The organism is Williamsia sp. Leaf354 (assembly GCF_001424365.1).
Taxonomy (GTDB): domain Bacteria; phylum Actinomycetota; class Actinomycetes; order Mycobacteriales; family Mycobacteriaceae; genus Williamsia_A.
The window spans coordinates 104,760-119,611 of sequence record NZ_LMPL01000004.1 but is presented as its reverse complement, the minus strand read 5'-3'; the positions used below and the strand labels follow the sequence as shown (position 1 = coordinate 119,611).

Here is a 14,852-nt window from a genome sequence, read left to right as displayed (position 1 = left end):
CCTGTCAGTCCTCGCGTTGGCCGAAGGTGCTGCGGTCGCCGACTTCGCGGACCACCCTGCCGAACTCGATGAGGAATCGGCTCACCTCGGAATGTGTGCGTCCGAGGGCGGGGAACCGCGCGGAGATCCGCACGCCCGACGGTGTCCGGTTGACCCAGATGAAGACCTCGTCGTCGGCGTAGCTGTGCGAGCGCAGGACCCGTGCCGCACCGGCGTCGGCAGCGGCGGCGTTGGGTGCGTGGCGGGTGTCGATGAACGACACGACGAACTTGGGGTCACCGGTGTAGCCGAGCAGTTCGGCCACCCGCAGGAACGGCAGTCCGGCCGCGGTGCGGGTGGCACGCAGCTCACCGGTGGCGCGGGCGACCACCTGGTCGAAGGCCACGAGGCCGGAGGTGTCGAGGCGCAGCGGTGTGGTCGACACGAACCACCCCAGCGACCCCAGCCAACGTCCCTCGTCGCGGGTGTGGCGTGGGGTGATCGCGCGGAACACCCCGCCGCCGCATTCGCGGTAGGCGATGGCCAGCGCGGCCAGGATGCCGGCGAAGAGGTTCCCGCCCGCCGCCGAACACACGGCGGTGAACCGGTTGGCCTCGTCGTCGTCGAGCAGTTCCATCGTGACCGACGACTGCGGTGGGCCCGTGGCGTCGCCCGGGTCCTCCGCGGTGGCCCTGCCCTCCTCCGGAGAGACACCCGGCGTGTCGTCCTGCGCGGTGCGGGTGTGCGATTCGCCGGAGACGTCGAAGCGCGGCATCTCGTTGCCGTTGTCGGCGAGGTAGTCCCGCCATGCCGCGACCGCGGGGTGGTCGGCGTCGGCCTCGTCGGCCATGCGTCGTTCGTGGGCGCTGAAGTCCACGTAGCTCCCGACCGGGCCGAGTCGGTCGTCACGCCGTTCGCGGGCGGCGTGATAGAGCTCGATGAGTTCGTGCTGGGCGAGGATCAACGAATAGCCGTCGAGCAGCGAGTGGTCGCCGGCGAAGAGCAGGGTGAAGGTCTTCTCCCGCGCCACGGTCGCGAAGAGGTATGCGGGCCAGTGCAGGGGCGCGGTGGCCCGGTCGAAGGCCCCGGCGAGCTGGTCGAGCAAGGGTCCGGCCTCGGTGTACCAGCCGACCCGACCCATCTTGAGCGTCACCGACCCCGGCGGCGTCGACAACCGTTGCATCCCGGTGTGTTTGAGCACGACGTGGCTGCGCAACACCTCGTGACGATCGATCCATCGGGTGAGAGCGGCGCGGATCGCGGGCACCGACATCGGCTCGTCGAACTCGATGGCCAGGCCCAGCCACGACTCACGACCACCCTCGCGGCGGGTACGCCAGCGGTACTCGAGGGCCGAGCGCAGGTGCAGTTCGTGGTTGTGCGAGGTGGGTCGCGGGTCGGCGTGCCAGTGGGCGAACCCGCCGGGGGTCTGCGCCGACCACTCGACGAGGCCACCGGGTTCCACCGGCTGGTCCATCATCTGGGTGAACTTCACGTGGTCGGCGCCTACAGGACCTAGGCGGGGTCGGTCGCGGTCTGGGCGGCGACCTGGCTCTTGATGCGCGCCAGCATCCCGGCCATGCCGCGCAGACGCAACGGGCTCACCACGGTGTCGAGATGCAGGTCGGTGTAGAAGTCGCCGGGGACGGCGACGATGTCCGACGCGGTCGCGCCGTCGAGCGCCTGGTGCAGGATCGACGCGAACCCGCGCGTGGTCGGCGCCTCGCGCGGCGCGCTGAAGTACAGCCGCACCGCGGTGGCGTCGGAGGCGTCGACCGACAGGAACACCGGCGACTGGCACTCCGGGACCGGCTCCATCGCCTCGGTCTGCAGGTGGTCGGGCAGGGCCGGCAACTCGTTCGCGAACTCCAACAGCAGGGTGACGCGATCGGACTCGGCGAGCGCGCCGAAATCGTCGACGATCTCGGCGAGCGCGGCGGGCAGCGTCACCGGGTTCCGGGTTCGGGGCCGGTCACGATCGGCGCGCGGACCGCGTTGCCCCACTCCGTCCACGAACCGTCGTAGTTGCGGACGCGGGTGAACCCGAGCAGATGGGTGAGCACGAACCAGGTGTGCGAGGACCGTTCGCCGATGCGGCAGTAGGCGATGGTCGGCTGATCGGGAGCGAACTCGCCGTAGATCTCCTCGAGTTCGGTGCGACCACGGAACCGTCCGTCGGGTGCGGCCGCCTTGGCCCAGGGGATCGACACCGCCGTCGGGATGTGGCCACCGCGCAGCGCACCCTCCTGCGGGTACTCCGGCATGTGGGTGCGTTCGCCGGTGTACTCCTGCGGCGACCGCACGTCGATCAGCGGTTCGGTGCCCAGCACGTCGCGCACCTGATCGGCGAACGCACGGATGGTGGAGTCGTCGCGCTCGACGACGGGGTAGTCCGACCGGGGCAGGTCGGGGACGTCGAAGCTGGTCTCGCGGTCCTCGGCGAACCAGGCCTGGCGGCCTCCGTCGAGCAGGCGCACGTCGGCGTGGCCGAACAGCGTGAACACCCACAGTGCGTAGGCCGCCCACCAGTTGCTCTTGTCGCCGTAGATGACGATCGTGTCGTCGCGCCGGATTCCCTTGCTGCGCATGAGCTCGGCGAACTGCTCACCGTCGATGTAGTCGCGCGTGACCGGGTCGTTGAGGTGCAGGTGCCAGTCGATCTTCTGCGCGGTGGGGATGTGGCCGATGTCGTAGAGCAACACGTCCTCGTCGGACTCCACCACCTTGAGACCCTCGGTGCCGATGTGGGCGCTGAGCCATTCGGTGCTCACCAGCCGTTCGGGGTGGGCGTAGGCGGCGAAGCCGGGATGGGGATCGGTGGGGACTGTCACTGCGAGGCTCCCGCGGTCTAGAAGATGATCGAGCGCTGCTGGGACCGAGCCTAGTGGTCACCCTCGTCCGTCGTCACACGCCGCGACGCATGTCGCCCGGTTGGCGCTGTCTCGTGTCGCCGGGTTTCCCGCGTGGCATGTCGTCCGACACCGTCGAGGAACGCCCCCATCGTCGTCCGGGCGACGTCGGTGTCGGGATGGCGGGTGCGCAGGAAGAGCCCGTCCTCGGTCCGGGAGATCCAGAACTGCGCGTCGTCGGCGGAGGTCACATTGGAGATGTGGTGGGCGTCGAGGAGACGGTGCGCGTGAGCGCCGGGCAGCCGGCGGTAGTCGACGTAGGAGACCATGAAGATGTCGGTCCGGCCGGCCTGGAGGCCGCCGATCGCCTCGAGCACCCGGGGGATCGGTACTTCCCCGAGTGCGACGGCCTCACGGACCGCCGGCCCGGCCCTCGCGATGGTGGCGGGCAGGTCGGCCTCGACGGTGATCGTGACCGGGGCGTTCGTCGTGAACCACCCCATCGCGTTCTCCCACCGGCGGGATCGACGGGTGTGCATGGGGAACAGCACGGGCATCTGGGCACCTCCACCGAGGTCGCGCACCGTATGCGCCATCGCGGCCAGGATCCCGGCGTAGACGCTCGATCCGGACTCGGCGCACGACGCGGCGAAGGTGGCGGTGTCGTGCGGCCCGAGGAGCGCGCGGACATCCACGGCCTGGCGGGCCCGTTCACCCGGTGCGAGGCCGAGGTCGAGCGGGAACTCCGGTGGTCGGCGGTCGTGGCGGGTGAAGAACTCGATCCAGCGGTCCATGCCGGGATGTCGCGAGAAGTCGCGGTCGTCGCCGGCCTCCTCGGCGCAGTAGTCGACGAAGCTCGCCGCCGGGGCCAGGACGCGGGGGTCGAACGCGCCCGGCTCGGCCCGGTACCCCTCGTAGAGACGCGCGAGGTCGTCGATGACGATGGCCATCGAGTAGGCGTCGACGTGTGCGTGATCGAAACCGCAGAGGATCGTCGAGCGATCTGCGCGGTCGATGGTGGCGAGGTGGCAACCGGGCCCGCCGAACGGGGTGCAGGCACGGCGCAGACCCTCTCGGAGGGCATCGCGCACCGCCGAGACGGTGGTCAGCGATCTCGGTGGCGCGGCGACCACCTGCAGGTCGGCGGGATCGTGCAGATACCGGGCGACGCGTGCACCGTCGCGGACGAAGCTGCTGTGCAGGGTGCCGTGGCGGGCGATGAGGGCGAGGAAGGCCCGTTCGATCGCTTTGAGGTCCACGGGCCCGTCGACGTCGAAGGAGGCCGCGAGCCACGTGCTCTCCCCGGCCGGATCCGCGGCCGCGGAGGCGAGGTGATGGCTCTGGTTGAACGACGGTGGGATCGCCGACGCCACACCGGTGCTCGCCGTCGCGTCGACCGCCCACTGCACGACAGTGCCCGGAGCCGGCGCGAATCGGTCAATCGTGGTGACGCGCAAGCGACGACCTCTTCACGCGGGTGTCAGCGTCGGCGACGGCGCCGATCACATGGTCACCGGTCGACACGATGTCGGCGAAGATCTCCCGGATCCGACGGTGGTGGGCGGCGAGCACCCTGGTCGCTCGCGGTGTGTCCGGGATCTGTGACCCCAGGTACAGGCTGCGGTCGTCGCGGTTGAACCACATCGAGGCGTTCGCCGTCCGCCCTTCGCCGGTCGATTGCATCCCGCGGTCGTAGGCAGGTGTGCCGGCCATCGGGAACCGCCGGAAGTCGATGTACGACAACAGCTGTGGGGTGACGAGAACCCGCTCGGGTGCGGCCCCGGCGGCGAGAAGTGCGCCGATCACCGTCGGCACCGGGACCTCCGAGCACGCAGCGCCGCGTTCGCAGGCCGTCTGCGCCGTGCCGACGAGTTCGGTGAAGGTGCGCGCGGTGTCGACGCCGAAGGCGACGGGTGCGAACCGGCAGAACCAGCCCTGTGTCAGGGCGACGTCGGCGAGGGTGCGGTCGGAGAGGGCGGTGATCGCGAAGTAGTCGTCCACCCCGGCGAGTTCGCGATCGACGATCGCGAGCACCGCGGTGATGCCGCCGATCATCCGCGACCCGTGGGCACGGCAGATCGCCTCGAACTCCGCGGCGCCGGCCGCGTCGAGGACGTCGAACTTCACGGGCTTCACCGGTGCGGTCTCCCCGTCGGCCAGGCCGAGATCGATGGGGAACCTCGGCATCCCGCCCCCGGTGGGCGCAGCCGCCGAACACCACGCGGCCACCTCGGGCGACTCGGGCGTGAACCGTTCGGCCCGTTCCCGTTCGGCGACGGCGTAGGCGAGCGCCGAGCCGGTCGGGGCGGCGGTGAACGGTCCGACGTCGGTCCCGTCGCGTTCGGAGTAGTACAGGTCGGTAACCTCGGCCAGCGCCAACGCCTGCGACAGACCGTCGCTCAGGGCGTGGTCGCACCCGATGTAGAGCGTGAAATCGTGCGGCCGCACCACGACCCCGACCGCGAACCCGGGCCAGCGCAGGGCGTTCGCCTCGCGCGCGAACCGGGAGGTGACGTGGTCGCGGAAGCGGTTCGAGTCCGTCGCGCCGGTCAGGTATCCGTAGTCGTCGACCTCGCCGACGCGCTCCACGCGGAAGTCGACGTCGTCCGCATCGACGAGGTGACGGGTGACCACGCCGTCGTCGACGTCGAACCAGCACCGCAGGCCGTCGTGGCGGGTGGTGAAGCGGCGCAGGGCACCGACGAGGGCCGCTGCGTCGAAGTCACCGTCGACCTCGGTGGTGGCCGTGAGGTACGCGGAGTGCCGGTCGCCGCGGTCGGCGGCGGCACGTGTGCCGCGCAGATGGTTCTCCTGGAGGAACGACGCGGGTGCCGGATGTGCCTGCGCCGCAGAGGCGGCTGCCCGCGAGTCGTCGGTGGCGAACACCTCCATCACCGTCCCGCGCCCGGGGTTCCAGTGGGCGAGCATGTCGATCATCATCGGGCCGTCACCCCGCAGCCGACACGTCGATGGCCCGAACGGTGTCGTGGCGGACGTGCGCTCCGGCGGGGAGCGCCAACACGGCGTTGAGTCGGTGCAGGCATGCGTGCACGTTCTCGGTCGCCACTCGATTGCCGGGGAATCGCGCCGAGACCGAGATGCCCTTGGGGGACCGGACGATCCACAGGTACACCTCGTCGTCGGAGTCGGCGGCACCCCGCAACGTGCGTGCACCCCAGCGTGACCAGTGAGATGACTCCGGGACGTACCGAGCGTCGATGTAGGACACGACGAACCGTGGGGTCGCATCGATGCCGGTGATCTCGGCGACGCGGGGGAACGGATACTGCGCCAGCGACTTGCGGTCGGCGATGGCGGCGCCTGTGGTCGCGAGGCACTCCTCCAACGTCTGTGCGCCGGCGAGGTCGATCTCGATCGGGACGACGCCCACGAACCACCCGATGGACGACGAGTACCGGGTGTCGGTGCGCGTGTGCATCGGCATGGCGAACCGGATCGTCTCCTCACCCGACAGCGAGCGCGCGGCCACCGCGAGCGCCGCCATCACCGCGGTCTGCATCGAGTGGCCGGATGCGCGGGCCCATCGGTTGATGTCGTCGGCCTGCTCCGCCGACAGCACCCACGACGACATCCCGCTCTGATTGGGGCGACGGGTGCTCTCGCACGGGGCGGCGGTGTCGGCCACCGGAAGCGGGAAACCGGGGAACCTGTTGCCCTCCTGTGCCAGGAACTCTTCCCACGTCCGCACGGCGTCGTGTCGATCGTGGAGATCCGCACCGCGGAGACGGTCCTGTTCGCTGAAGTCGACGTGACTGCCGACCTCGGCGGGCCGGGTCGGTGTCCCGGACAGTTCGGCCGCATACAGGCCCTGGATCTCGCCGATGGCGAGCAGCATCGAGTATGCGTCCATCACCGAGTGGTCTGCGCCGAACACCAGCAGGAACTCGTCGTCGCCGATCTCGGGGCGGTCGTCGAGATGGTCGGCGTCGACGATCGGTTCGGCGCGGGTGATCGTCGCGAGCACACAGTGGGGCCAGCGCAGCGGCGACAGCGCCTCGAACCGGTCCAGCAGGTGGTGGTGGACCGCGGTGCCACTGGGCAGGATGCCGACGGCCTTCTGGGCCACCTCGACATCGAGGTCGGTGCCGCGCCGGCGCAGCACCGGGCCGTCGGTGTCGTGGGATCGTTCCACCGTCGTCCGGAACACCTCGTGGGTACGCATCCAGGTCGTCAGCGCCCGCCCCAGCGCGGTCGGGTCGTGACGGTGGGGGACCACGAAGACCGCGCCGAGCCACGACCCGGGATGGCGATCGCCTTCGGCGCGCGCGCTACGGGCGATGCTGCCGCGCGTGCAGTACTCCTCGTGGAGATAGCTCAGCGGCCTCGGATCCTCGCCCCAGGTGTCGCCTGCGGACTCGTGGTCGATCAGTCGCGGGATCCACTCGGTCACCTCGCCTGCGGGCAGGGGGTAGTCGGCCAGTTCGGTGAATTCCACTGTCACCTCTCGGTATTCGCGGTTCGCGACGTGGGCGGGATCGGTCTCGACACTCGCGCGTCATCGGGCGAAAACGTCCCGTCGTGCCGCCTGTCGGACGGCCCGGGGAGTCGATGGGGCAAGTCTAGGGCGGCCCGTGGAGATTGTTCACTCGAGTAACCAGTGGGCTTGCTCACTGGCCGGTGCGGTGATGACGGGCACCACCTCGCAGGCCGTGCGACGCGCCAAAAGCCCAGCATCGCAGCGGTATTTGAGATATCGCATCAAGGGTACGCACGTACCACATATGACCGTCATGTTACGTGGCCGTGAAATCGATTCGATCACTGTGGTTTTGGCGCGACTGCAGCTTCGTCGCGAGCTGTCGGAACCTTCGACGGTCGCCCCGGCCTGGATAGACTTCCACCGACACGTCAGGCGATGGTCGACGAACCCACGGGGTCGTCGACGTGGACAGGGGAGGAGACATCGTGAGCGATGTCGATGTCGCAGCCATCGAGACGATGGGACTGGGAAAGCGTTTCGGCGGCAAGGTGGCCGTCTCCGGTGTGGATCTCACGGTCCCGGCGGGTTCGGTGTACGCGGTGCTCGGTCCGAACGGCGCAGGCAAGACCACCTTGGTCCGGATGCTCGCGACGCTGCTGCGCCCCGACGTGGGGTCGGCGCGGGTCTTCGGTCACGACGTGGTCGCCCGTGCGACCGAGGTCCGTTCGTTGATCGGCCTCACCGGCCAGTACGCGTCGGTGGACGAGGATCTCACTGCCAGGGAGAACCTGATGATCTTCGCGCGCCTGCTGGGCCGCTCACGGGCCGACGCCAGGGCGCGTTCGGACGAGCTGCTCGAGTCGTTCGCGTTGACCGAGTCGGCGTCGGCCATCGTGAAGACCTTCTCCGGCGGCATGCGGCGCCGACTCGATCTCGCCGCCAGCCTGGTGTCGCGTCCACCCCTGATCTTTCTCGACGAACCGACCACCGGGCTCGATCCCCGTACGCGCGTGCAGATGTGGGAGACGGTGCGCGCGCTCGTCGCCGACGGTGCGACCGTCCTGCTGACCACGCAATACCTCGAGGAGGCCGACCAGCTGGCTGATCGGATCGCGGTCATCGACCGGGGGGCGATGGTCGCCGAGGGGACCGCCGACGAACTGAAGTCCTCGGTCGGGTCGTCGAGCCTGCTGCTGACCCTCACCGATCCCGGGGACCACGCGGTGGCGGCCGGGGTGATCGGCCGGCATACGTCGACCATCGTGACCGCGTCCCCGATGCCGCCGGGGCGGGGGACCGGGAACCGTGTGTTGACGCTCTCGGTCCCCATCGACGACACCGCTCTGGTCGGCACCATCCTCGTGGCGCTGAGCGCAGCGGGGGTCGAGGTAGCCGAGATGTCGGTTGCGCGACCCAGTCTCGACGACGTGTTCTTCGCACTCACCGCGCGGCCGGATCGTGCCGGCGCGTCGGTGTCCATCGACACCGAGGAGGACGCGGCATGAGCGTCGACACCACTGTCACCACGGCCGTCCCGATCGCCGTCCGGGTGACCCTCGCCGATGCGGTGTCGCAGTCGTTGACCATGGCGGCGCGCGGTCTGCTGCGCATCAAACACAACCCGCAGCTGCTGTTCGACGTCATCATCCTGCCGATCGTGTTCACGGTGATGTTCTCGTCGATCTTCGGTGGTGCCATCGCCGGCGACGTCGTCGGCTACCTCCCCATCCTGATCCCCGGCGTGCTGGTGCAGGTGGTGCTCGCCGCATCGGTGACCACCGGTGTGCAGCTGCGCGAGGACATGGACAAGGGGGTGTTCGACCGCTTCACCTCGTTGCCGATCGCACGGATCGCCCCGCTGGCCGGGTCGTTGCTGTCGGACATGGTGCGCTACGTCGTCGGCACCACCATCACGATCATCGTCGGACTGATCATGGGCTACCGGCCCGCCAGCGTGATCGGGACGATCGGCGCCTGCCTGCTCGTGGTGGTCGTGGCCTTCGCGCTGAGCTGGGTGTTCGCCCTCATGGGGGTGCTGATGGACAAGGCGTCGACCGTGCAGGGGGTGTCGATGCTGGTCCTCATGCCGCTGACCTTCATGTCGAACGCCCTCGTGCCGGTGACGACGATGCCCGGATGGATGCAGGCCTTCGCCCACGTCAACCCGGTCTCCCACCTGGTGTCGGCAGTGCGTCAGATGACCGACGGTCGTTTCGGCGCGGAGATCGCATGGTCGCTGCTCGGTGCGGCGTGCGTGCTCGCGGTCGTCGCACCGTTGACGCTGCGGGTCTACATGCGCCGCACCTGACACCCGTCACCGGGCGGGGCTGATGGCCCAGCGGTCAGGGAGCGACCCGATCGACCCTGCGCCGCAGCAGGTTCCGCGGCGAGAATCCACGCGTGTCCGGATCCCAGCTGCGGATCAGGAGAAGCCGTGCGACGTGCACCGCGGTGACCCAGGGGATGTAGAGAACCCAGGCGCCCACCCCGAGTGCGTACCGGCGGTGCAGGAACAGGGTGCGTGGCAGGAAGCTCATGTAGCGGAGGAACGAGACGACCCCGGTCTCCATGCGCCGGGGTGACACACCGACCCCGATATGCGGGAGAAAAGCGTTGCGCCCGCCGATCTCGCCGACACAGAGCCCCGTGTCGACATCCTCGAAGATGTCGCGGCGCATGCTGACCGCGCCGCGGATCGCGAGCCATGTCGCACGGCGCAGCACCATGTTCGAGCCGTAGAGCACCATGACCGGTCGCACGTCGGCGGCGGAGGCATCGGGTCGAGACGTGAAGGGCACGAACCGCAGTCGTCTCTTCACACCGGCCATGGCGTCGCCGTACGGCAGCCCGTAGGCCTCCCCGCGTCCGCACAGGGCGGCCCACTCGTGGTCGGTGTCCGCGCCGAGGAAATCGAGGATGTCGCGCGCCCAGGTCGGTCCGACCAGGGTGTCGGAGTCGATGCGGGCGATCGCGTCGCCGGTGGCGGCGTCGAGCCCTGCGTTGCGTGCGAAGACGAGCCCCTGGCGCGACTCGGTGATCATCCGCACCTGCGGGTACCGGTCGACATAGGTCGCGACGATGTCTGCGGTCTTGTCGCGGGAATTGTTGTCCACCACCACGATGTCGGCGATCTGATCGATCTGGGCGACGAGGCGGTCGAGGCAGTCGGCGATGACCTCCTCCTCGTCGAAGGTCGGGATGACCACCGACAGACCGAGTCCGGATGGATGCGATGCCTCCGACACGTCGTGTCCCCCCTTGGTCGACGAAAGGTGCTGTCCGATCACGAGACTAGGGGATCGGGCGTGGCCCGGCCGGGTGAGCGCCGCGCATGGTGGCGACCGTCACTGGTGCTGTGTGATCGCCGATTCCACCACCGCGGCAGCACGGTCGGCGGCCGTCGCGGCCGGGATGAGGTGACCGCGCAGGGTCGCGGCCGCCTCTCGCGTCGGTGCGGTGTCCACTCGGGCGATCGCGTCACCCAGGGTGTCCGCGGAGATCGTCGCCTGGGCGAAGGCGGTGCCCACGCCGAGACCGGTCACCGCCCGACCCCACAGCGGCTGATCGGCGCCGAGCCAGCAGATCACCGTCGGCACACCCGATCGCAGCGATGCCGCGGTCGAGCCCGCACCGCCGTGATGGACCGCGACACCGCACCGTGGGAGCACCGTCGAGTGGTCGACCGTGCGCACGGCCCGGATCCGGTCACCGGCATCGACGAGCCGTTGCCGCACATCCGGATCGAGCGACTGCGGCCGCAGGAAGTCGCTCCACCCCGTGGCCACGAGCACACGGTGCCCGGCGGTGCCGTCGACAACCGCGGCGGCGAGCCGGTGAGGATCGATCGCGCTCATGCTGCCGAATCCGATGTACACCGGTGCGGGCCCGGCATCGAGCCAGTCGTCGAGGTCATCGGTGTCGTGCGCGTCGCCGATCATCGCGCGGGTGGCCGGGTCGAGATCGAGGAATCCGACCAGTGGCCGTCGCGATCCCCATTCGCGTCCCAGGTCGGCGAACACCGCGGGATCGTAGGCCTGGACCTCGGGAACCCCCTGGCCGACGATCCGTCGGGCGGTCGGGCCGTGGGCGGTCGGCAACCCCAGTTCTGCGCGCAGACGGTTCTCACCGCGCCGGCCCGCCCACCACAGCGCCTGCTCGATCGCCCACCACGACGCACGCGTGGACCTCGGCCCGAGGTGTCGCCCCCCGGGCGCCACGAGCGCGACCGACCGGTTCGCGCGCATGGGGCACAGGTGGACCGGCAGGTAGGGCACACCGAGCGACTCCGCGACGTTGAGCACCCGCTCCTGCCCGACACTGCCGCCCACGATCGCGTCCGCGCCGGTGGCCAGGTCCACGAGATCGGACTGCGCGGCCAGTCCGCCCTGGAGCGCCAGTTCGGCGATCGCTCGACCGCGGCGCACCGGGTTGCGCGACTTGCTCCGCGACACCACGAGATCGGAGGCCAGCAGCTCACCGGTGTCCGGTCCGCACGCGTGCGCGTCGAGCCCCGACCGTGCGGCGAAGTCCACGAGGTTGGGTGGGACGGCCAACACGACCGAGTGACCGCGGTCGACGAGAGCCCTCCCCAGCACGATGCCCGGTTGCACGTCACCGCGACTGCCGTGGAACGCGAGGACGAGGCGCATGAACCGACCACCCCCGCTCGCCGACCCGGCTCTCGGATCCCGTGGCCGACGGTAACCACAGATCTCCAGCGCGGCAGCGCGAGCGGCAGGTCGTCGTGTGCTGCGGACCACCCGCGTCGGCACTACCGTTCGCAGTCGACACGGGCCGCTCGGACGAGTGGCCCGGGAAGGGTGGGCGTGAGACGTCTTCACGGGCAGGACTTCACGTACTGGTTCATGCATCGGGCGTTCGGTTGGTCGGTGGTGTTGCAGCTGGTCTGGACGTTCCCCCGGGCCGTGTCCGTCGATGACCTCGAGGCGGTCAACGCGGCGTTGGGCGTCGGCCCGCTGAACCGCCGGGTCACCCGTGCCTCGGTGATGACCGCCCGCCCCCGGTGGGGGCACGCACCCGACGTACCCGACGTGATCTGCGACACCCACCCCATCGCCGGCGACTCCGTCGAGGCCTGGGCCGCACGAGAACTCGACACCGTGCCCCTCGACCCCGAACACGGTGCGACGTATCGACTGCGGGCGGTGGCGACCGAGGACGGCGGGTGCGTGGTGTCGCTGACCGCTCTGCACCTCGTCACCGACGGCAAGGGGCTCGTGACCGCGGCCGCCGACGCCCTGGCCGGTCGTGCCACACCCGACACCCTCGGGATCGACCCGGGACCGTCGGCACGAACCCTCGTCGCCGACGCCGGGGACGCAGTCGGCGGCGTGATGTCCGCCGGAACGGGGATCGCGACCGCGACAGGCGCTCTCATCCGCAAGGCGATGACGGGGCGATCGCAGAGCGCGCTCCCGGCGGTGGGTACCGAGCCGACCCGTCGTCGCCGACCACGGACACCGATTCGGGACCGGTCGCCCCGGGCACAGACGACCTGGGCGATCGTCTCGATGCCGGCGGCCGACTTCGCCGCCGCGGCGAAGCGCCACGGCGGGACCGTCAACACGCTCTTCATCGCCCTGATCACCGGTGCACTGCGATCGGCCTCGCCGACAGGACCTGGCGAGCACCTCAAGGTGGGGATCCCGGTCGATCAACGGGGTATCGACGACGACCGCGCGAACGCAACGGCGGGGGTGTCGGTGCTGGTGCCCGAGTCCCTGCGCGCCGGAGACGATCTCGGGTCGTTACGGCGGGACTGCAAACGCGCCTATTCCGAACTGAGCGCCGGCGAGAGGGCGATGATCGTGCATCTGCAGCCGGCACTGCGCCTGCTGCCCCTCTCGGTGGTGGTCGCGGCGGTCACGACCGGCGACGGCATGCCCGACGTGATGACCTCCAACATCGGGACCTATCCCGACGACGTCGCCACACTCGCGGGAATCCAGGCCACGGGTATGGCGTTTCGCGGGGACGCGATCGGCGTCGACGCGAACGAGCCCTACCGCTTCGGCGACGGATTGCAGGCCTGGTTGCTGCAGGCCGGCGACACCGTGACCATCTCGGTGGCGGCCTTCGACGAGACCGCCTTCGGTGACGGCGCCGCTCTCCGGTCGGGTGTGGCGGCCGAGCTCGACGGGTGGGGTGTCGTACATCGCATCTGGTGAGCTCGCGCTGCGGTGGTACGCAGCAGCAACTACCGTGGTCCCGATGGATCGGGTGACGGGCAACGACGAGTCGTATCTGTTGGCAGAGCAGCTCTTCGGGCTCTCGGCACCCATCCAGTTCTGCTGGGTCCTGCCACGCGACCCCGGACCGCGCGCCCTCGCCGACCTGCATGCCGAACTGTGTCGAGGATCGTTGTCGCGCAGAGTCGTCGAACCCAAGGTGCCGTTCGCTCGCGCACGGTGGGTACGGAGTGAGCGCCCCGCAGACGTGGTCACCTCGACCGCGGCGATCGACGACGCCGACGTGGCCGGGTGGTTCGACTCCCGGGTGCGGTCGGTGCGCCTCGACCCGGCGGGTGGCCGTGGATGGGAACTCGAGGCCGTCCCGCTGCGATCGGGACGCATGGCGGTCTCATTGCTGGTGTCGCACATGGTGTCCGACGGCCAGGGGGTGTACCGCGCACTTGATGCCGCGGCCGCATCCGCCTCGCACACCACGCTCGCACCCGCATCGGCGGCACGTGGGATCGGTGGTCTGCGCGCCGACGCGGTCGATGCGGTGGTCCAGATCTGTTCCGCCGCGCGGTCACTCGGTCTGTTGCTCGCCGCGACCCCGCGCGCCCTGCTGGCCGCCCGACGTTCCCCGTCGCGGCCGCGTCGTTCGGTCCCTGCGGCGAGCACCCCGGCGGCGTCGGATCCCGTACCGGAACCCACGCTGGCCTTCTACGACCTCGATCGCGACCGATGGCGTTCTCGCGCCGAAGAACTGGGAGGCACCTCGAACAGTCTGTTCACCGGGTTCATCAGCGGCCTGGCGCACCGGGCGGGTGTCGCCGCCGACACCGGGGACATGCGTGTGTGCATGGCGGTGAGCACACGGGAGGGCGACGAGGACCTGCGTGCCAATGCCTCAGGTGGCGTGTGGATCACGGTGCCGACACCGACGACCGCGGCGACCGGCCTCTCCGGGATCCGCGCCGCGAGCAAGCAGGCCTTCGCCGATTACGCCGCCACGGGTGACCGGCAGGCGGCCGACAACCTGCAACCGGTGGTCCGACTGCTCCCGCGACGACTCATCGCGACGATGATGCGCTCGATCCCGGGGCCCGACACCACCGTGTCGAACCTGGGGGCCGTACCGGAGTCGGCCCTACGGATCGGCGACGTCACCGCCGAGTCGTTCTCGATCCGTGCGCTGATGCAGGGGCAGACACCGGAGATGCGTCGCGTGACCGGTCCGGCGCTGGCGGCATGGGCGGTGGAGTACGGATCGACGGTCACCATCGCGTTCTTCGGGATCAGCCCCGACCACTTCGGTGACGCCGACGCGCTGCACGACGACATCCGCGCCGAACTGGATTCCTGGGAACTCGCCTATTCCGCGTGGTGACGCGG

At 69.9% G+C, this 14,852-nt stretch carries 12 protein-coding genes; 4 read left to right on the top strand and 8 right to left on the bottom strand.

Annotated elements, in window-relative coordinates; translation table 11 throughout:
* Nucleotides 1–4: 4 nt before the first annotated feature.
* Genes ASG12_RS15045 through ASG12_RS15020 form a run of 6 tightly spaced genes read right to left on the bottom strand, consistent with a single transcriptional unit; the run spans nucleotide 5 to nucleotide 7,284 of the window.
* A complete protein-coding gene (locus ASG12_RS15045; RefSeq protein WP_055791264.1) occupies nucleotides 5–1,474 on the bottom strand; it encodes a condensation domain-containing protein in 1,470 nt (489 codons plus the stop codon).
* Nucleotides 1,475–1,494: 20 nt separating this feature from the next.
* Nucleotides 1,495–1,929 (bottom strand): SufE family protein, encoded by a 435-nt coding sequence (locus tag ASG12_RS15040; protein WP_055791261.1) that lies wholly within the window; start codon nucleotides 1,927–1,929, stop codon nucleotides 1,495–1,497.
* Nucleotides 1,926–2,810, bottom strand: coding sequence for a sulfurtransferase (locus tag ASG12_RS15035; protein WP_055791258.1), 885 nt, complete (start codon nucleotides 2,808–2,810; stop codon nucleotides 1,926–1,928). The genes ASG12_RS15040 and ASG12_RS15035 overlap by 4 nt, the downstream gene beginning before the upstream one ends.
* 50 nt (nucleotides 2,811–2,860) lie before the next feature.
* Nucleotides 2,861–4,285: a condensation domain-containing protein gene (locus ASG12_RS15030; RefSeq protein WP_082502044.1), complete on the bottom strand. Its 1,425-nt coding sequence runs from the start codon at nucleotides 4,283–4,285 to the stop codon at nucleotides 2,861–2,863.
* Nucleotides 4,266–5,768: a condensation domain-containing protein gene (locus ASG12_RS15025; protein WP_055791256.1), complete on the bottom strand. Its 1,503-nt coding sequence runs from the start codon at nucleotides 5,766–5,768 to the stop codon at nucleotides 4,266–4,268. The genes ASG12_RS15030 and ASG12_RS15025 overlap by 20 nt, the downstream gene beginning before the upstream one ends.
* Before the next feature lie 7 nt (nucleotides 5,769–5,775).
* Nucleotides 5,776–7,284, bottom strand: a complete 1,509-nt coding sequence (locus ASG12_RS15020) for a condensation domain-containing protein (RefSeq protein ID WP_055791253.1) — start codon at nucleotides 7,282–7,284, stop codon at nucleotides 5,776–5,778.
* A 503-nt stretch (nucleotides 7,285–7,787) separates the two neighbouring features.
* On the opposite strand from ASG12_RS15020, the gene ASG12_RS15015 reads away from it, so the two are divergent.
* Both ASG12_RS15015 and ASG12_RS15010 read left to right on the top strand, forming a co-directional pair.
* Nucleotides 7,788–8,774 carry an ATP-binding cassette domain-containing protein gene (locus ASG12_RS15015; protein WP_055792150.1) on the top strand — a complete coding sequence of 329 codons (987 nt, stop codon included), beginning with the start codon at nucleotides 7,788–7,790 and terminating at the stop codon, nucleotides 8,772–8,774.
* Nucleotides 8,771–9,577: an ABC transporter permease gene (locus tag ASG12_RS15010; protein WP_055791251.1), complete on the top strand. Its 807-nt coding sequence runs from the start codon at nucleotides 8,771–8,773 to the stop codon at nucleotides 9,575–9,577. Before ASG12_RS15015 ends, ASG12_RS15010 begins: the two co-directional genes overlap by 4 nt.
* Before the next feature lie 34 nt (nucleotides 9,578–9,611).
* On the opposite strand, the gene ASG12_RS15005 is transcribed toward ASG12_RS15010, so the two are convergent.
* Nucleotides 9,612–10,514: a glycosyltransferase family 2 protein gene (locus ASG12_RS15005; RefSeq protein ID WP_235457117.1), complete on the bottom strand. Its 903-nt coding sequence runs from the start codon at nucleotides 10,512–10,514 to the stop codon at nucleotides 9,612–9,614.
* Nucleotides 10,515–10,613: 99 nt separating this feature from the next.
* Nucleotides 10,614–11,918: a glycosyltransferase gene (locus ASG12_RS15000; protein WP_055791244.1), complete on the bottom strand. Its 1,305-nt coding sequence runs from the start codon at nucleotides 11,916–11,918 to the stop codon at nucleotides 10,614–10,616.
* Between the two features lie 177 nt (nucleotides 11,919–12,095).
* Between ASG12_RS15000 and ASG12_RS14995 the strand changes: the two genes are divergently transcribed.
* Nucleotides 12,096–13,457: a hypothetical protein gene (locus ASG12_RS14995; RefSeq protein WP_156378128.1), complete on the top strand. Its 1,362-nt coding sequence runs from the start codon at nucleotides 12,096–12,098 to the stop codon at nucleotides 13,455–13,457.
* Nucleotides 13,458–13,500: 43 nt separating this feature from the next.
* The gene (locus tag ASG12_RS14990) at nucleotides 13,501–14,847 is read left to right on the top strand and encodes a hypothetical protein (protein ID WP_055792147.1); all 1,347 of its coding nucleotides are present in this window, start codon (nucleotides 13,501–13,503) and stop codon (nucleotides 14,845–14,847) included.
* Nucleotides 14,848–14,852 lie beyond the last annotated feature (5 nt).

Bases quoted from the DNA above. Each gene is read 5' to 3' on its own strand.
- ASG12_RS15025 (WP_055791256.1), bottom strand. From the start codon at position 5,768: ATGATGATCGACATGCTCGCCCACTGGAACCCCGGGCGCGGGACGGTG.
- ASG12_RS15015 (WP_055792150.1), top strand. From the start codon at position 7,788: ATGGGACTGGGAAAGCGTTTCGGCGGCAAGGTGGCCGTCTCCGGTGTG.
- ASG12_RS15010 (WP_055791251.1), top strand. From the start codon at position 8,771: ATGAGCGTCGACACCACTGTCACCACGGCCGTCCCGATCGCCGTCCGG.
- ASG12_RS15000 (WP_055791244.1), bottom strand. From the start codon at position 11,918: ATGCGCCTCGTCCTCGCGTTCCACGGCAGTCGCGGTGACGTGCAACCG.
- ASG12_RS14990 (WP_055792147.1), top strand. From the start codon at position 13,501: ATGGATCGGGTGACGGGCAACGACGAGTCGTATCTGTTGGCAGAGCAG.